Genomic DNA, 16659 nt, shown 5'->3' on the forward strand with positions numbered 1-16659 from the left:
GATCAGGGTTTTTTGATAATTGATATTATTGACCGCAAAAAGGAAGATTATTAGTGATCACACTTTTTCCTTATAAGTTTGATATCAATAAATGTGATCAATAGATTGAATAACTACAAAATTTCCCAACAGCTAATTTAGCAATTTCAGAAAGTGGAAGCAAGTAAATGAATACTATGGATAATTCCCCAGGTTCAGATAGATCATCGGAGGTTTTAGTATCTGTGACAGAGTTACAGAATCAGCTTAATGACTTACTCAAGCAACTATCACCAGAGCGATTACAAGTCCTTGCTGATTTTGCAGCTTACTTAGCAAATGCTGAAAGCGAAGCCGCAACCCAAGAACTTTTAGCAATTCCTGGATTGCTAGAACGAGTTAAGCAAAATCAAACAACTTCTAAAACCCATTACACAAACTGGAGAACTCTTCGCTCTGATGTATGAAGTTATTCTCCATCCCGATGCCCAAAAGGTTTATATTAATGCTGATAAAGCCCTAGCAAAGAAAATTGCCCGATGTTTACAGCAGCTAGAGCAAACCCCCCAGTCGCATCCCAACATCAAAGCCCTCAAGGGAGATTATGCCGGGTACTATCGCTACCGAATCGGCGACTACAGAGTAATCTATTCAATAGAAGATGAAGTTGTGCAGGTATTTGTTGTGGCTATCGCTCACCGTAGTGAAGTATATGAACAGTAAATGTGAGTTGTGATTTTACTGGTAGATTGGATCAACAACCTCACCTCTTACCCTTTCCCCAATTCCTGAGCGCGTTCTTTTGAGGCTTTCACGGCTTCAATCACAGCGGAACGAAAACCGGCTTTTTCCAAGGCGCTGACACCGGCAATGGTTGTCCCACCAGGACTGGTAACTCTATCCTTGAGTTCCGCTGGGTGGATTTTTGTTTCTTGTAACAGTGTAGCTGTTCCTAAGACCGTTTGTACAGCTAGTTGTTGAGCGATCGCTCTTCTATGCTAAGTGAATGAAATTGAGGACAGCGATTCCTACGGAGCGCTTCGCTATGATGTAAAAACGCAAGTTATTACCTTCTCAAGTATAAACTGGGGATTTTTAGTCATCTTCAGATGACTTTTGCTATTAGACTGGGAATTCATTCCCAGGCGGGCTACAGGTTTTACGTTAAATTACCCAATTCTCACAAACTTCTTGCACTACCAAAGGTCATCTTTATGCCACCAATACCACTTTACTTGATTCTCATCACTCTCTTGCTGGTTGTTATCCCATCTCTATTTACTATTTTTCTTCGCATATCTCTTTATCTCCATTTAATAATTGACTAACGAAGTCCAAAGATTAATCAAAACAATATCAGCGGGGGGACAACGGAAAATTATCCAAACATTAGAAGCTAGATTTCAAGAAGCTAGTAAACAATTAGAACAGGTAAACACAGGAGCATTAATAGATCAAATTTATAGTCAGGAAACAATCAAGGGATTTACCTTTACCTGTGAACAAATAGATTATTTATGTCGCATTTTGCCAAATTTACTGTTAGCTTTTGGGTTACTGGGAACTTTTTTAGTATAATGAAGACCTAAACGTTTGTCTAAGTAGGTAAACAAAATAAAAATGAGGGGTATTGCGTTTTGTAAAATGGCTGAAACCCAATCAGAATCTCGCATTGAGACAACTTTACATACCGTTATATACCTTTAAATTTTTCTGTTCACCTACTTACTTAGGTGAACACAATAAAACCAATCTGTGTAAAGAAAGGTAAAATCGCCCAAACCCTCTTCACTCTTGCCTCTTGCATGAGTGCCTTTTGCTTTGCCATAACGACAATTTTCAAAGCCAACCTACTTAACTGGCGAAACAAAATCACTTTTTCACCCTCGCAAACAGAAATGGTCAGAACATTTTACCTGGAGTCCTGACGGTACAAGAGTGGAAGGTATAACTGCTATAGGTCGCGCTACAATAATTAGGCTACGCATGAACAACCCAGTGATTATATTTGCTCGTAAACGGTGGGTAATAAGTGGTTGGCATTCTCCTAATGATTGATAGTATAAAAAACGGCTATGACACAAGAACCGATACAAGTAATTGGCGGCGGACTCGCGGGAACAGAAGCAGCATGGCAAATAGCCCAAGCTGGCGTGCCTGTGATTCTCCACGAGATGCGCCCTAAACGCTTCAGTCCTGCCCATCATACCGAAAATTTGGCAGAATTGGTCTGTAGTAACTCTTTCGGGGCTATGGCGAGCGATCGCGCCGCCGGTCTCTTACACGAAGAATTACGCCAACTCGGTTCTATTGTCATTTCCAAAGCAGATGAACACGCAGTCCCTGCTGGTGGGGCTTTGGCGGTAGACAGAGGACAATTTGGGGAAGATCTAACCCAAACCTTAGCAAATCACCCTTTAATTGATTTCCGTCGCGGGGAAGTTACCGCAATTCCTGAAGGTATTGTTGTTTTAGCTTCTGGTCCTTTAACCAGTCCCGATTTAGGCGCAGATTTACAGCGATTTACGGGGATGGAATATCTCAACTTTTTTGATGCTGCGAGTCCCATTATTACGGGAGATTCTATCAATAAAGATATTGCTTTTATGGCTTCTCGCTATGACAAAGGTGAGGCAGCTTATCTAAATTGTCCGATGAATAAAGAGCAGTATTTACAATTTCGAGAAGCACTTTGTCAAGCGGAACAAACAGAATTAAAAGACTTTGAAAAAGAAACAGCGAAATTTTTTGAAGCTTGTTTACCAATTGAAGAAATGGCAAGACGGGGAGAAGATACCATGCGTTATGGACCGCTCAAACCCGTGGGTTTATCTGATCCTCGCAATGGAGAACGTAATTATGCGGTAATTCAATTACGACAAGAAGATAAAGCCGGTCAACTTTGGAATATGGTAGGTTTTCAAACTAATTTACGTTGGGGTGAACAAAAGCGCGTTTTTCAAATGATACCTGGTTTGGAAAAAGCCGAGTTTGTCAGGTTAGGAGTAATGCACCGCAATACTTTTTTAAATGCACCACAGTTAATGTCTGCAAGTTTGCAATTTAAAGAACGTCCAACTTTACTAGCTGCGGGACAATTAATAGGAACAGAAGGTTATACTGCTGCATCCGCTGGAGGTTGGTTAGCGGGAACAAATGCTGCTAGATTAGCTTTAGGAAAAGAACCCCTAATTTTGCCCGTGACAACGATGATGGGGGCTTTATTTGAGTTTATCAGATCCGCCGCACCAAAGCATTTTCAACCGATGGCTCCTAATTTTGGCATTGTGCCAGATTTGGGTGTGAAAATTAAGAGTAAACCGGAAAAATACGGACGTTATCGGGATAGATCCTTGGCAGATTTGGCAACTTGGAAAACGGAAAATTTAGCCGTTTAAATTAATAGGAGGAAGTGTTTTAATCTTTCTCCTTCAACATCACTAAACCATGTATTCCCACTGCTGTAATCACACCTCCCAATAATCCCCAAGTAGCATCAGCAAAAACATTAATTCGATGGGCTAAGGCTCGATGATATGCAAATTGTAAAGTTCTTTCATTAGGCTTTTCCTCTTTTACCAATTTTTCTAAATAATTTTCAGCTTTTATTAGTGCGTCATAATCAGTACCAAAATAATAAAGGGATATCAATACTACCAATAAACCAGGGATGACTAAAGTAAGTAATAAAATTCCTGGGCGTGTCTTCATAAAAACATTTAATATTTTTAGTTTATTATACACAAAAATAATGTATAAAATTAATTAAACCACAATCAAGTTAAATAACCTCAAAAATTTTTAAATGCACAAAGGGAAATTAACGATCTGGAAAGATGATCGCGGATTTGGATTTATTAAATTAGATGATACAGATAAGAAAGTTTTCTTGCATATCTCCAGTTTAAGAAATAAGCGCAAACGCCCTCAAGAAGGAGATATTATTAAATACCAACTAACAACTGATGAAAAAGGCAAACTCACGGCTATTAACGCCTCTATTCAGGAGAAATTTCTAGGGTGGATGATTGGTTTACTTGTTTTATCAATTTTACCTATTTGGGGAACAGTCAAGCTGTCAATGATTTATAGAAATTCTTTACTAATGGCTATTTATCCAATGACAGGATTAATTACTTATTGGTTTTATGCACATGATAAAAAACAAGCGACTAACGGAAATTGGCGTACTCCTGAACAAACTTTACATTTCTGGGAGTTAATCGGTGGATGGATTGGTGGTTTTATTGCTCAGAATACACTTCACCATAAGAGTAAAAAGTCTTCCTATCAGTCAGTTTATTGGATTATTGTAGCTATTCATTTGGCTGGTTGGACGTATTGGTTATTTTTGCAGCCATACAATTTGAGACTGGGATGAGTGTAAGCATTGTTTATCCGTAAAACTTGGTGATTTACTAAATCTGTATGACTTAACTTTATTTTTTAGCAAATACAAGGTTAGAATGACAAAATTATATTGTGCTTGAAACTATAAAAATTGTCAAAACAACTAACTAACAATGTGTTTCCCGGTTCTGTTGTCAAACTAGATAATGGTTTAACACTCATTCACCAAGAGATATCCACTACACCCGTAGTGGTAGCTGACGTTTGGGTGCGTGCGGGAACTAACCTAGAACCAGAACCTTGGTTTGGAATGGCACATTTTCTAGAACACATGATTTTCAAAGGGACATCAAACCTGCTTCCTGGAGAATTTGATTATCACATCGAAAAAATTGGCGGGGTGAGTAATGCCGCAACAAGCCACGATTACGCCCATTATTCCATTACAACCGCTGCTAATCACCTAGAGCATACTCTTCCCCATTTAGGGGAATTACTCCTGAATGCAGCCATTCCTGAAGATGAATTTATCAGAGAACGGGATGTGGTGTTAGAAGAAATCCGTAGTTACAATGATGATCCCGATTGGGTTGGTTTTCAATCTCTTGTGAAAAATGTTTACCAACGTCACCCTTATGGACGTTCTGTACTGGGAACTGAGGAAGAATTAATGCAGCATTCCCCGGAAGCTATGCGCTGCTTTTATCGCAGTTACTATCAACCAGAAAATATGACTGTGGTTGTGGTGGGGGGAATTAGCGAAACAGCCGCGAGGGAATTGGTTAACCGTTCGTTTGCAGATTTTCCGCAACGGGATAATTGTCCCCAATTTACCAAAGTTGTAGCACCGCTAATTAACGGAATTCGTCGTCATGAGTTAATCTTACCCAGACTAGAACAAGCGCGGTTAATGATGGCTTGGAAAGTACCGGGAGTAGAAGAAATTCGGGCTGTTCATGGTTTAGAATTATTATCAGTCCTGCTAGGAGAAGGGAGAATTTCTCGGTTAGTATCTGACTTGCGGGAAGAAAAGCAACTTGTTCAAGAGATTTGCTGCAATTTTTCTCTCCAACAAGAATCAAGTTTATTGACAATTACGGCTTGGTTAGAATCAGAATATCTAGAACGAGTTGAGGATTTGATTTGTGATCATTTACAAGAATTACAAGATCAAGAAATCAGCACGTCAGAACTAAATCGTATTCAAAGGTTTTTATGTAATGATTATGCCTTTTCTACGGAAACACCAAATCAGCTAACTAATTTTTATGGTTATTATCATACTATTGCTAACGCTGAATTAGCTGTTACCTATCCTCAAGAAATCCAGTCTTTCAATCCTCAAGAACTGCAAAAATTAGCTCAACAGTATCTTTCATCAGCTAATTATGCGGTCACCATGCTCAAACCTTGTTAATTATTAACTGAAAATGCAAACTATTAATAGTCGCTCTCTGATTCATCGCACCGTATTAAGTAATGGCATTGTTTTGTTAGTATCAGAAAATCAAGCTGCTGATATTATTGCGGGACGGATTTTTATTCGCGCTGGTAGTTGTCATGAACAGCGAGAAAAAGCAGGGTTAGCTCATTTGTTGTCAGCGGTGATGACAAAGGGATGTGATGGTTTATCGAGTTTAGAAATTGCCGAAAAAGTTGAATCTGTGGGAGCTAGTTTAAGCACAGATGCGGCTACAGACTATTTTTTGCTATCTTTGAAAACTGTCACTACTGATTTTATTGACATTTTATCATTAGCCGGACAATTATTGCGATCGCCTACTTTTCCTGAAAATCAGGTAAAACTAGAAAAGCGGTTAGCAATCCAAGATATTCGTTCCCAAAAAGAGCAACCTTTTAGTCTGGCTTTTGAACAATTGCGTCAGGTAATGTACCCAAATCATCCCTATTCTATGTCAGTTTTAGGTGATGAAACAACGATGAGCAGCATTACCCGGTCTGACTTAGTAGAATATCACCAAACTCATTTCCGTCCTGATAATATTGTCATTAGCATTGCTGGACGCATTACCCCAGCAGAAGCTGAGAAATTAGTAACAAAGATTTTTGGTGATTGGGAAATACCAAATTCCGCCCAACCTACCCTGAATTTACCACCAATTACTGTATCACCTAAACCTTGCCTCAAACCCTTAAATACACAACAATCAATTATCATGCTGGGTTATTTAGGACCATCAGTAACTAACCCAGAATATGCAGCCCTCAAGTTACTTGCTACCTATTTAGGCAATGGTCTTTCTAGTCGTTTATTTGTAGAATTACGGGAAAAGCAAGGTTTAGCTTATGACGTATCTGCTATTTATTCAACTCGACTTTTTCCCGCTGCCTTTGTAGTTTATATTGGCACTGCACCGGAAAATACCAAAGTTGCTTTTAATGGACTTCGCCAGGAAGTAGAACTATTGTGTAGCACCGAACTGTCAGCAGAAGCATTACAAACTGCTAAAAATAAAATCATTGGTCAATATGCTTTGGGTAAACAAACTAATGGACATATTGCTCAAATATATGGTTGGTATGAAATTTTGGGTTTAGGGATTGAATTTGATCAACAATTTCCCGAATTAATTAATAATGTCACTGCAACGGAAGCAATTACATCCGCTTGTAAGTTTTTACAAGCACCATACCTATCTTTAGTTGGACCAGAAGAAGCCATTCAGACAGCTATTTTGTGAAACCTTAAATTTAAGTAGTGAGACAGAATTAATTACACAATGTCATTGCGTTAGCGCAGCGTGGCGTTAGCCATATGGAACGAAGTGAAATCAAGCAATTCCAAGGGTTGTGATTGCTTCCCTTCGCTCGCAATGACTGTAAATATTTTTGTCCAATTACTTACTAGGTTGGGTTGACGCAAGAAAACCCAACCTAGTAAAATCCTGTAAATATGCGGTGATGTTTGATCTTCATGCCCAAAAAATTAACAACTAACAAAGCGATCGCAATAGGTGTAAGATCAGCATCAGAAAATTATACAAAAGTTGTATGAAAAATACTTTGATAGCTAGTATTCCCAACATGGGCGCAAATTCTTGGTATTGCTTAATCTTGTTAACCACAACACCCGCCTTAATTACTTCCACTGGGTTCATTTCCACAGCCACACCACTCAAAATTGTCCAAGTTAACACAGACATTAAAATTAATCGTCCGTCCCTGAATATGGGTAGTCAAGGTGAACGAGTTACCGAACTTCAAGCCGCTTTAAAACTTTTAGGCTTTTACGCGGGCGCTGTAGATGGTAAATATCAACAAAGTACAGTTATTGCCGTTGCCCAATTTCAACAAGCTGCCAGTTTAAACCCCACTGGTAATGTAGATAATATCACATGGCAAAAACTATTTCCCAGCCCCTCAACTATTACCGCTACCACAGCCAAACCTGCCAGTAGTTTTACAACTGTTCCCACCCAACCGGTAAGAGTTACAAAACCACAAATTACCAAACGCCCAACCACCAAAAATCCACAAAATACCAGCATTCAACCCACTCCTCCCCATCAACAAATGCCCGGTATCCAATATACTGACGAAGGATGGCCAATTTTGCGTTTACCCATGAGTGGTACAGAAGTGATTAAATTGCAAAAACAACTACAAAACTTGGGGTTCTTAAATGGTAAAATAGACGGATATTTCGGACTATCCACAGAAACCGCAGTCAAAGCTGCACAAGTTCGTTATGGCTTAAAACCTGACGGTGTAGTCGGTGGTGGTACATGGAAAGTTTTCTTAAAACGCACTTCCCAATAAGTAGGTGAACACAATAAAAACAAACTGTGTAAAGAAACGTAAAATCGCCCAAACCCTCTTGCCTCTTGCCTTTTGCCTTGCCATAACGACAATTTTCAACGCCAACCTACTTAACATTAAACTATGAAGCACTTTATTTTAACTTGGCTTGGTACTGCGGTAGCATTGTTAATTACCTCTAAAATTGTCCCCGGAATTATTCTCACGAGTTTTACTGCTGCCTTAATTGCCGCTGTTATCATTGGTTTAGTAAATGCCATTGTCCGGCCAATTTTGCAGATTTTAGCATTTCCCATTACCTTAATAACTTTAGGTTTATTTACCCTTGTGATTAATGGTTTAACTCTATGGTTTGCTAGTGCGATAACTCCCGGTTATGGTTTTGAAATTCGGGGTTTTATTCCTGCTTTTTTAGGTTCAATTGTTTTATCAATTGTCTCTGGTATTATTAACCAAATAGTTAATATGCTTGACTAAATATTTAGTTTCTAATCACTTTTAGCCACAGCTACTGTGACTGCTCCCATTTCCCCTGATAATCGAAAAATCTGTTTAGGAACTAATAATATTATTTTCGCAGATGTGATTTTCGAGACTGCCAGCATAGCCGAAGCCTCAGCTACGCTAGATGTTTCCACAAACTTAGTAATACTATGATTAGGATGGGGAACAAGGACACTATTTAAAAGTTCAGCACTAAAGACTTTCAAAAGTAACTGTTCTGAGTTACAAAATTCTACTAAACCAATTTCTGAGGCTTTCTTATCAATAGTTGCAATTCCAGATATTTCACTATATATAAGTTGGTATTCTTGAAAAACCTGTTTAATTGCAGTATTAATTAGGTTCTGAGAAACTCCCTTTTGACAACCAATTCCTACCCATAACAATTTTTTGTCTGTCACATTATGCACTTTGTTTTGTAATATTGAGTATCCCGCAAATAAGAACTAATTAGCTTAAAATCTGCCGATTTGTAATCCTTAAAATACGGAAAACCTATCATTGCTGGTTATATAGTCCTGAATCTATTCCTGCTTGTTGAACTAACCACCACCAACTATTGTGACTACTTCTAAGCGATCGCCATTTTTGATTTGAGTTTCTGTCCAAAATTGACGATGTAATATTTCACCGTTGTATTCTACTGCGATTAAGCGCAGATTAAATCCCAACTGTTGGAGTAATTCGGGTAAAGCAGTTGGGGATACACAATTTCGCGTTTCTCCATTGACTTGGAGATGAATTTGATTGGACATAAATAAAAACTTTGAATTTAGGAATTATAAAAATTATAGGAGTTTGGGTTACATTTATAGTTGACGGCAATTATAAATCGCTACTACACAAACGAAGTCCACCTACGTAGACCAATGAAAAATCAAGGGTTTCAGGGTTTTGACCAAGGTATTGTCATGGTAAAGGTGGAATTTGGAACTCGCTAAATAAGTGGACATGATAAGATGAAGTGGCTAAAGCCTTGACTAGCTTTTTATCCAAAGTCAACAAATTAGCATTATTTTGTTGAGAAAGTGCAACATAACAAGCATCGTAAGCAGAAATATTGTAATTTAAGGCAATATTAACTGCATCATCCATCAAATTTGCTGTGGAAACAACCTGTAATTGTAAATTTTTGAGTGTAGTTAAATCGGCTTGTACCTCAGCAGCAGTGTACATATTTGCACGTACATATTTCAGAAAAACATTTGTACATTCTATATAAAATAGGTCTGGTACAAACATTTTTGTTTGTGGATAAGCAAGATGAGCAAAAAGTTCAATAACTTTAGGGGTGAGTGGATCTGCAATAAAATATTTGATACACACGCTGGTATCTAATACGCATCTAAAAGTAGTAGTCATCTGTCCCGATCTTCTCTAATCATTTCTGTACTATCTGGTAATCCAAAATCGGCAGGATTTAAGCGCCGACGATTGCGACTTTCCTCTAGGACTTTTAGAACATTTTGACGACGTTGTGTTTCTGTTTGCTGTTGTTTTTCCTGTAAGGCTTTCTGTAATAGTGTCACAACTTGAGATTCTATGGAATCATTTTCAGATTCAGCTAATTTTTGTAGTTCTTGATATAGTTGATCGGGTAAAGTGATGACATTAAAATTATTCATCTGTCAAACTCCCAAGGTTATTTATTAATAATGGTAACACGATATATTAAGGACCACACTTCATCGTTAAAGATAGGGGGGAGTGTGAACAGTTACCATAATTACTGTCAACATTCCTGATTTATTTAATTCGGTGCAGTTGCGAAAGAAAATACTGAGTTGACAATGTAGGTTGATCTGATTCGATAAGCGATCGCACTACAGCTACCCGTTGCGCCCCTGCCTTCGTCACATCATTAAGATTACTCATATCTATTCCCCCAATTGCAAACCAGGGAATCTGACAATTTTGGGATACATATTTCACATATTCTAAACCCGCTGCGGCTTTACCCGCTTTAGTCGGTGTTTCATACACAGGCCCCACACCAATATAATCCGCACCTTCGGCAATTGCCCCTTGCATTTCTTGGGGATTTGTGGTAGAGCGTCCGATAATGCGCTGATGTCCCAGTAATTGACGCGCTACAGCAATGGGTATATCCTGTTGTCCCAAATGGACACCATCAGCATCTACAGCCAAAGCTAAATCTACCCGATCATTAATAATGAATAAAGCCCCGTAATGATGACATAATTCACGCAATCTTATCGCCCGTTCTAAGCGGACTAAATCATCAGCGGTCTTTTCCCGGTACTGTAACAGAGTTAATCCACCTTGAAGAGCCGCTTCGGTAATTGCGAATAAATTATCTGCGGGAGATGTTACCAGATATAAATGCGATCGCCATAATAACTGATGACGCTGATAACCCATCAAATTACTTTCCAGGGTATAAACTTGATAACGCATTTGTTTACAAGCCGCTCCCATATTCCCATGATAAAGCTTGCCATATTCTTCTAATACGCGCAACGCTTCCTGCACCCGGCAAAAATTAGCCTGTAATAGCGATGTAATATCAGCCCGTTGTTCCTCTTGGGGATGACTCAAATCCGTTCCTGGATCACCCTGTGTATCCCGGGCTGCGCGGATTTCTGCCGTATGCCAAGCGCCCAACTCTTGGCGCAAGTGTTTACATATACCTGAAAACTGGGCATTATTTAAACCAAACCGACACCATTCTTCAATAATTCGCAAACCCTCACGAGCGCGATCCAAATTAGCATCTAAAATGCGATAAACAGTTTGTTGTGTGTGACTATGGGCTGAAACCATTACAAAACCTCATTTTTAATGTTTTTATAGTAATAGCCAGCTTGATTCATATTTTAATATTTTGATTATTAAATATTTGCTAACTAATCGCGGTCAATTTGTCAAGATACAAGTAACATCATAGACATACTACTATATAAATAGTATAAAAATTGATTGTATAGCAGTTGCCAGATAGCTGTTGATATCCAGTCTCAGATCCAAATAGACTTTCAGTGTTGTTACTATAAGTTTCAGAGGAGTTTTAGAAACAATGATAATCCCCCAAAAATCTGTGAACACCCTGCATAACTCCCTGAGTTGCTCAATTCTGAGTTTAACAGTTGGTTTAGGAGTGACGAGTACAATACTCTTGATGACAAGTGTAAGTAGTGTATTTGCTCAAGTTCCGACGGTCGGCGAACAAATACTTCAAGGTGAAAAAACAATTTCTCAGATTAACCAGTCATTTGTCAACCCCAGTACAGGAAATGACAAAACAGGTAATGGTAGTATCAGCGCACCTTGGCGGACAATTAGCCAAGCCTTGGAAGCATCACCATCCAATAGTGTAATTATCCTCTCTTCTGGTACATATAGCGCCCAAAGTGGAGAAGTATTTCCTTTAATTTTGAAACCAGGTATAGCCATTCAGGGCAATATTAACAATAAAGGCCAAACTGTGACAATTACTGGTGGTGGCGAATTTCTCAGTCGCAAGTTTGGTGGTCAAAATGTGACTATTGTTGGTGCTAACCAAGCTAGTTTGAGTGGTGTTACCGTTACTAATAGCAATCCTCGTGGTTATGGACTATGGATTGAATCCAGTAACATTGTAGTTCGGGAAAGTACCTTTACTAATAATACCCAAGACGGAATTGCGATCGCTGGTGATGGCACACCCAGTATTAGTAAAAATGTTTTTGTTCGCAATGGTGCTAATGGCATAACTATTTCTGGGAATGCTCGCCCCGAAATCAGGGAAAATATCTTTCAAGAAACTGGTTTTGGGATTAATATTGCCCAAAATGCGTCTCCGGTGGTGGTAGCTAACCAAATTCAGAATAACAGATCAGGGATTATTATCCAAGCCAATGCTACACCGATGTTAAGGAATAATTTTATTCAAAATAACAGAGAAGATGGTCTAGTTGTAATTGCCCAAGCTAAACCAGATTTAGGTAGTAGTTATGACCCAGGCAAGAATATCTTTCGCAATAATGGTCGTCTTGATATCAATGCCAAAACTGCTAAGTTGGTAATTTCTGCGGCTGGAAATAATTTGGTTAGCGATCGCATCAGCGGTAATGTGGATTTGAAAGGTACAACCGCATCTACAGACAGAATTTCTGGTACTAATCCTTCATTAACACCAAGTTCAGTCCGCAAACCTATCACTTTTACTCCCCCTCAAAGAACGGTAACACCCTTAAAAGTTCAACCTGTTGCCAATCCCAATCAATTACCATCATTACCCAATAATTTAGCGGATTCCCCTCGGTTTAATTATACCCAACTTGATTCGGGCGCTATTGAATTTGTCGCCCCTCAAGCAGCTATTGTATCAAACCCCGAAATGTCTACGGCTACTGGTCAAAATGTCAGTTACCGGGTGTTAGTGATGGTTGCCAATAAGCAGCAAGAGAATTTAGTCGTTTCTCTAGTTAATGATGCTTTTCCCAAGGTTTGGCAAGGTCGTAGGGTGATGCAGGTGGGAATTTTCAATAGTCAAGAAAGTGCCGCTAAAGCAGTAAACCTCTTTAATAGCAAAGGGTTAAAATCAGTGGTTGAGACTGTGAAGTAATGGGTAATGGGTAATGGGTAATGGGTAACAACTGACCACTGACCACTGACCACTGACCACTGACAACTGACAACTGACTAAAATGCCAACTCCAATCTTTCACTGGTCATGGATTTGAGTTTGGAGGTGAAGGATTCGGTGCGATCGCTCTTTTGGGGCATAAACTGACCAATAGGAGGATGATTGGCTGTTGCTGTGAGCATTAACTGTTGGGCAGGTGGGGGTGAAATTTCCTCAATAACTTGCTTTTGTCTGATATTTCCGGTTAATTGCCCAAAAGAAGGCACTGGGGCTAGGCTTTTTGGAGCATAGTCTCGGTTTTCTTCTATTGGCTGTAAATTCTTATTTATTTGATACTTATAACTCACTGGAGCAGGTAATAAACGAAGATTTTTATATTCTTCCATCCTGATTTCCTGTTTAGTGGGTGGTAAAACTTGTAGAGGCGCAGAAGTGAGCCGTTCAGGGAATTTGCTACAAATCATGCGCTCAAATTCCATATTGAAATGGTAGGTTGTCTCGCCCTTTCGTCGCCAAAAGTTCAAGATTTGCTGTACAGATACGGCTTTATAACGACCTTGATACAAAGCTTCGATAACTGCTAAGTGTAACCAATGCAGGGGATATTCAGATTGCCATTGGTTAATCAACTCACTGGCATTGTATCCGTTGAGATCAAAGCTGTAGTGAGTTAATAACTTAGCTGCTAGTTCCGCAGGAGGTGCGAAAGTTTGAGTGACCGGGGCTGTTGTTAACATGGGCTGTGAGTTATAGGCAATAGGTATAAACATTGCACCCATCGCATCTAGTCTAACGTACTTTTGGCTACATTAGTGTTTTTTTTCACCAGCAGCAAAAGTCATAGGCAGTGTTTTCCATTCTACTTGTCAATTGCTGATATGCAAAACAATATAAGGTGAGTTAATAACTTTTGTGCGTTGACTGGTGACTAATGCCTGATACACCATTGCAGCAACTTCGGCACGGGTGGCTTCTCTGGTTGGTGCTAGTAAATTGGGGTCGGGATAATTAAGAATAATTTTTTGCTGGGTGGCGATGGTAACGGCTGTGCGGGCGTATTCGGGAATTTTCTCTTGGTCAATGTAGGTTAAGGTTTTTTGATCACTTGCCACAAGTCCCAGTCCGTTGACTAGGGAGACGATGACTTGCAGCCGTTGGACGTTTTGGGTAGGACGGAAGGTGCGATCGCTAAATCCGCCCACAAAACCGCCTCTGGCTGCGATTTCAATGGCGTTAGCTGCCCAAAAATCCTTGGCTATGTCTGTAAATTCTGGGGACGGACGTTTGGCTGGGGGATTAAAGGCGGCAGCAATTAAAGCTGTATATTGAGCGCGGCTCATGGCTTGATCTGGTTGGTATGTGCCATCAGCAAAACCCTGGGTTAAGTTCATACTAACTAATGCCCGAATAAATGGTTCTGCCCAATGACCAACAATATCGGAAAAAGAGGGAATCTCTGTCTCTGGTTTGACAATATAGGCGGAGGGTAGGGGATTTTCTTGACCGGTGGCGACTAATGCCTGATAAATTAGGACTGCGATTTCCGCGCGGGTAATTTCCCGCAGTGGTTCTAATTGATCTGGTTGGGGATAATTGACGACTAATAGTTTTTGCGTAGCTACGGTGGTGGCATTGGTAGCGTAGCTGGGAATTTGGGCGCGATCGCGGTATACCATTAAGACGTTAGGATTACCACCACTCAAGTTTAAACCGTTGACAATGGAGACTATTGCTTGAATTTTGGTGATGTTATTTCCGGGTCGAAATGTACCATCGGGAAAGCCTTTCAAAAAGCCTCTATCGGACGCACTGGCTATGGCTTTGGCAGCCCAAAAGTCGGATTTGACATCTTTGAATTTATCTAGTTGATTACTTTCTGGTAGTTGGAATGTTTTGGTGATTAAGGCTGCGTATTGGGCGCGGTTAACAGGTGTCGCTGGTTGAAAAGTGCCGTCGGGAAAACCGTTAATAATATCTTTACTGACTAAGGCTTCGACGAAGGCTGCCGCCCAATTTCCTTCTAAATCAGCAAATCTACTGCTAACTCCAATTTGACTGGGGGTGTCAGCGGTAGCAGCGATGAAATCTATTGCCCCAATTACCTGGGGAACACTTAATTGATTACCGACGGAGATAATTTTTTGATCTGTGACATTTTGTAAATCGAATTTACCCTGTTCTCGAAAAATGTTGTCGGCTGGGTCTTGGGGACTGCCTAAATCGGGAGTGGCATTACCGGCGATTAACAGACCGCCTTGGGTATTGCTGGTGATCAGATTTCGCCGTAATACTGGTTTAGCATCACGAGATAGGGCGATCGCTGTCCCATTGGCTAAAAGTTGGTTATTGGCAACTAAAGGGGCGGCAAAGTCACTAATGGCTATGCCTAAAGCATTATCTTGAAATACATTCCGCAGCACTTCTCCTTTGCTATTCTTGGCTATGACCAACCCACAGACTTTGTTATTAATAAATAAATTATCCACAATCCCCGGTTTGCTATTGCCGGTAATGAAGATGCCTTCTCTGGTACAGTCCTTAAATGTACTATTAGCTACAGTCGGTATTGATGATTCAATCCACGCCCCAGTCCCTTTAGCGGCAGGATTCATCACTGTCATACCTAAAAGACTAGCATCACCTAGTAAGAGTAATGTAATATTCTGTATTCCAAAACTAGAGCTTTGATATTCCCCACTGCCGGCAATAATCGTTTCCTGACCTTTATTTGCTTCATTTCCTACTACTAATACTCCCGGTGCAATGACTAAGGGAAATACTTCACCATTGGCTGTGCTGTAAGTTCCACTGGCTAACTGAATAATTGTTGATGTTTTCGCTTGTTTAAGGGCGCGGGTAATGGTTTTGAGGGGATCAGAACGAGAACCAGTATTAGCATCGTTTCCTGTCACAGGATTAACATAGAGTGTGGCAACAAGACTAGAATTAACCATAAATTTTTAAACGAGCAGGGTTTTAATGGTGACATCCATAATTAACCATATTTTTAGCACAATCAGGAAGAAGGAAGAGGTTTTGGGCAACTTTACTTTTTGTTACATATTTCAGTTTTTTCCGGTTTATCTACTTAAGGGACTTCCAATTAAAAAAATCCCCAAAAGTTTCTTGTGGTGCGGGCATCTTGCCCGCTAATTACCAAGGACAGGCAGGATGCCCATCCCACAAAATTGGGTAATTTATTTTTTGGTGATCCCTAAGAGATTTACCTAAGAGTTCTCCAATTAAAAAAATATCCCAAAATTTATTGTGGTGCGGGCATCTTGCCCGCTAATAATACAAGAACGGGCAAGATGCCCATCCCACGAGATTGGATTATCTTTTTTGTGGAGTTCTCTAAGTAGGTGAACACAATAAAACCAAACTGTGTAAAGAAACGTAAAATCGCTGCAAACTTCTTTACTCTTGCCTCTTGCCTTGCTATAACGACAATTTTCAAC

General features: G+C 39.8%; 18 protein-coding genes and 1 pseudogene. 10 read left to right on the forward strand and 9 right to left on the reverse strand.

Going from position 1 to position 16659, the window contains the following annotated elements; translation table 11 throughout:
* Positions 1-176: 176 nt before the first annotated feature.
* On the forward strand, positions 177-446 hold the full coding sequence (locus HEQ36_RS06470) for a hypothetical protein (RefSeq protein ID WP_233455538.1): 270 nt from the start codon (positions 177-179) through the stop codon (positions 444-446).
* Complete coding sequence (locus tag HEQ36_RS06475) at positions 439-702, forward strand: type II toxin-antitoxin system RelE/ParE family toxin (protein WP_168636614.1); 264 nt, start codon at positions 439-441, stop codon at positions 700-702. Before HEQ36_RS06470 ends, HEQ36_RS06475 begins: the two co-directional genes overlap by 8 nt.
* 47 nt (positions 703-749) lie before the next feature.
* Here HEQ36_RS06475 and HEQ36_RS06480 read toward each other — a convergent pair.
* A pseudogene (locus tag HEQ36_RS06480) lies at positions 750-965 on the reverse strand (pyrroline-5-carboxylate reductase family protein); the annotation flags it as partial.
* A 334-nt stretch (positions 966-1299) separates the two neighbouring features.
* On the opposite strand from HEQ36_RS06480, the gene HEQ36_RS06485 reads away from it, so the two are divergent.
* Both HEQ36_RS06485 and trmFO read left to right on the forward strand, forming a co-directional pair.
* Positions 1300-1557 carry a hypothetical protein gene (locus HEQ36_RS06485; protein WP_053540357.1) on the forward strand — a complete coding sequence of 86 codons (258 nt, stop codon included), beginning with the start codon at positions 1300-1302 and terminating at the stop codon, positions 1555-1557.
* Positions 1558-2054: 497 nt separating this feature from the next.
* Positions 2055-3377 carry an FADH(2)-oxidizing methylenetetrahydrofolate--tRNA-(uracil(54)-C(5))-methyltransferase TrmFO gene (gene trmFO, locus HEQ36_RS06490; RefSeq protein ID WP_027404427.1) on the forward strand — a complete coding sequence of 441 codons (1323 nt, stop codon included), beginning with the start codon at positions 2055-2057 and terminating at the stop codon, positions 3375-3377.
* A gap of 19 nt (positions 3378-3396) precedes the next feature.
* On the opposite strand, the gene HEQ36_RS06495 is transcribed toward trmFO, so the two are convergent.
* Positions 3397-3690 (reverse strand): hypothetical protein, encoded by a 294-nt coding sequence (locus HEQ36_RS06495; protein ID WP_053540358.1) that lies wholly within the window; start codon positions 3688-3690, stop codon positions 3397-3399.
* Positions 3691-3784: 94 nt separating this feature from the next.
* Here HEQ36_RS06495 and HEQ36_RS06500 point away from each other — a divergent pair, with 94 nt between their 5' ends.
* From HEQ36_RS06500 to HEQ36_RS06520, 5 genes are all read left to right on the forward strand, one after another.
* Positions 3785-4360 carry a cold shock and DUF1294 domain-containing protein gene (locus HEQ36_RS06500; protein WP_168636613.1) on the forward strand — a complete coding sequence of 192 codons (576 nt, stop codon included), beginning with the start codon at positions 3785-3787 and terminating at the stop codon, positions 4358-4360.
* A 144-nt stretch (positions 4361-4504) separates the two neighbouring features.
* Complete coding sequence (locus tag HEQ36_RS06505) at positions 4505-5746, forward strand: pitrilysin family protein (RefSeq protein WP_168636791.1); 1242 nt, start codon at positions 4505-4507, stop codon at positions 5744-5746.
* 13 nt (positions 5747-5759) lie between these two features.
* Complete coding sequence (locus HEQ36_RS06510; protein WP_053540361.1) at positions 5760-7031, forward strand: pitrilysin family protein; 1272 nt, start codon at positions 5760-5762, stop codon at positions 7029-7031.
* A 310-nt stretch (positions 7032-7341) separates the two neighbouring features.
* Positions 7342-8109: a peptidoglycan-binding domain-containing protein gene (locus HEQ36_RS06515; RefSeq protein WP_168636612.1), complete on the forward strand. Its 768-nt coding sequence runs from the start codon at positions 7342-7344 to the stop codon at positions 8107-8109.
* A 123-nt stretch (positions 8110-8232) separates the two neighbouring features.
* The gene (locus tag HEQ36_RS06520) at positions 8233-8586 is read left to right on the forward strand and encodes a phage holin family protein (protein ID WP_168636611.1); all 354 of its coding nucleotides are present in this window, start codon (positions 8233-8235) and stop codon (positions 8584-8586) included.
* An 11-nt stretch (positions 8587-8597) separates the two neighbouring features.
* On the opposite strand, the gene HEQ36_RS06525 is transcribed toward HEQ36_RS06520, so the two are convergent.
* The 5 genes from HEQ36_RS06525 to HEQ36_RS06545 form a co-directional block, all read right to left on the reverse strand.
* Positions 8598-9014 (reverse strand): cobalamin biosynthesis protein, encoded by a 417-nt coding sequence (locus HEQ36_RS06525; RefSeq protein ID WP_234413230.1) that lies wholly within the window; start codon positions 9012-9014, stop codon positions 8598-8600.
* Positions 9015-9155: 141 nt separating this feature from the next.
* Entirely contained in the window at positions 9156-9368 is a 213-nt protein-coding gene (gene thiS / locus HEQ36_RS06530; protein WP_168636610.1) for a sulfur carrier protein ThiS, read from the reverse strand.
* A 154-nt stretch (positions 9369-9522) separates the two neighbouring features.
* A complete protein-coding gene (locus HEQ36_RS06535) occupies positions 9523-9975 on the reverse strand; it encodes a type II toxin-antitoxin system VapC family toxin (RefSeq protein WP_027404436.1) in 453 nt (150 codons plus the stop codon).
* Positions 9972-10238, reverse strand: coding sequence for a hypothetical protein (locus HEQ36_RS06540; protein WP_027404437.1), 267 nt, complete (start codon positions 10236-10238; stop codon positions 9972-9974). The genes HEQ36_RS06535 and HEQ36_RS06540 overlap by 4 nt, the downstream gene beginning before the upstream one ends.
* Before the next feature lie 121 nt (positions 10239-10359).
* A complete protein-coding gene (locus HEQ36_RS06545) occupies positions 10360-11397 on the reverse strand; it encodes a thiamine phosphate synthase (protein ID WP_168636609.1) in 1038 nt (345 codons plus the stop codon).
* A gap of 355 nt (positions 11398-11752) precedes the next feature.
* Here HEQ36_RS06545 and HEQ36_RS06550 point away from each other — a divergent pair, with 355 nt between their 5' ends.
* Positions 11753-13180 carry a DUF1565 domain-containing protein gene (locus HEQ36_RS06550; protein ID WP_290707213.1) on the forward strand — a complete coding sequence of 476 codons (1428 nt, stop codon included), beginning with the start codon at positions 11753-11755 and terminating at the stop codon, positions 13178-13180.
* Between the two features lie 77 nt (positions 13181-13257).
* Here the strand turns inward: HEQ36_RS06550 and HEQ36_RS06555 are convergent, their stop codons facing one another.
* Together HEQ36_RS06555 and HEQ36_RS06560 are read right to left on the reverse strand one after the other, a co-directional pair.
* Positions 13258-13971, reverse strand: coding sequence for a hypothetical protein (locus HEQ36_RS06555; protein WP_233455537.1), 714 nt, complete (start codon positions 13969-13971; stop codon positions 13258-13260).
* Positions 13972-14067: 96 nt separating this feature from the next.
* Entirely contained in the window at positions 14068-16155 is a 2088-nt protein-coding gene (locus HEQ36_RS06560; RefSeq protein WP_168636607.1) for an S-layer homology domain-containing protein, read from the reverse strand.
* Between the last annotated feature and the right edge of the window lie 504 nt (positions 16156-16659).

It is taken from the genome of Anabaena sp. 54 (genome assembly GCF_017355725.1).
Taxonomy (GTDB): Bacteria; Cyanobacteriota; Cyanobacteriia; order Cyanobacteriales; family Nostocaceae; genus Dolichospermum; species Dolichospermum heterosporum.